General features: G+C 74.2%; 1 pseudogene. It reads left to right on the top strand.

What is annotated here, in order from left to right:
• A pseudogene (locus K6T84_RS23830) lies at nucleotides 1-743 on the top strand (hypothetical protein); the annotation flags it as partial.

Genomic DNA, 743 nt, shown 5'->3' with positions numbered 1-743 from the left:
ACGGTGAGATCGGCCAACCGACCGACCCCGGTCCCGGTGGCGGTGCCGGCGTCGGCGGTAGCGATGGCGGTGCCGGCGGCACCGGCGGCAACGGTGGTAGCGGCGGTACCGCACTGAACGCCGACGGCAACGGCGGCAATGGCGGCACCGCGGGTAACGGCGGCAACGGCGGCACCGCCGGCGCCGTCCAGCACACCGACACCAGTAACCACGCTCGTGCCCAGCACGGCCTGAGCGGCGGTACCGGTGGTAACGGCGGTACCGGCGGCGACGGCGGCCTGGGCGGTGTCAACGGCAGCCACGGCGCCAGCACCGACGGTGGTAACGGCGGCAACGGCGGTGACACGTTCACCAAGACGCCCAACGACTACAACAACGGTCTTGTCGATGTGGCCGGGCTCGCCGGCAACGGCGGCAACGGCGGTGCCGGCGGCTCTGGCGGGTTGAACGCGGGTAACGGCGGCGACGGCGGCAACGGTGGCAACGGCAACACCGTGGTCGTCAATGGCCCGGGCGGCACCGGCCCGACCGGGCACGGCGGCGACGGCGGGGTGGCCGGCACCGGTGGTGACGGTGGCGCCGGTGGTGACGGCATCGGCGGTGTGACCGGCGGCACCGGTGGTAACGGCGGAACCGGCGGAATCGCCGGCGGCAACAGCGGCTACAACGCCACCGGCGGGCAGGGCGGTGACGGCGGTGCCGGTGGCACCAGCGAATCCGGCACCGGCGGTCTCGGCGGTAAC

The organism is Mycobacterium zoologicum (assembly GCF_020181635.2).
Lineage (GTDB): Bacteria > Actinomycetota > Actinomycetes > Mycobacteriales > Mycobacteriaceae > Mycobacterium > Mycobacterium zoologicum.
The sequence above is the reverse complement of the archived record's forward strand: the minus strand, read 5'-3'. Positions and strand labels throughout refer to the sequence as shown.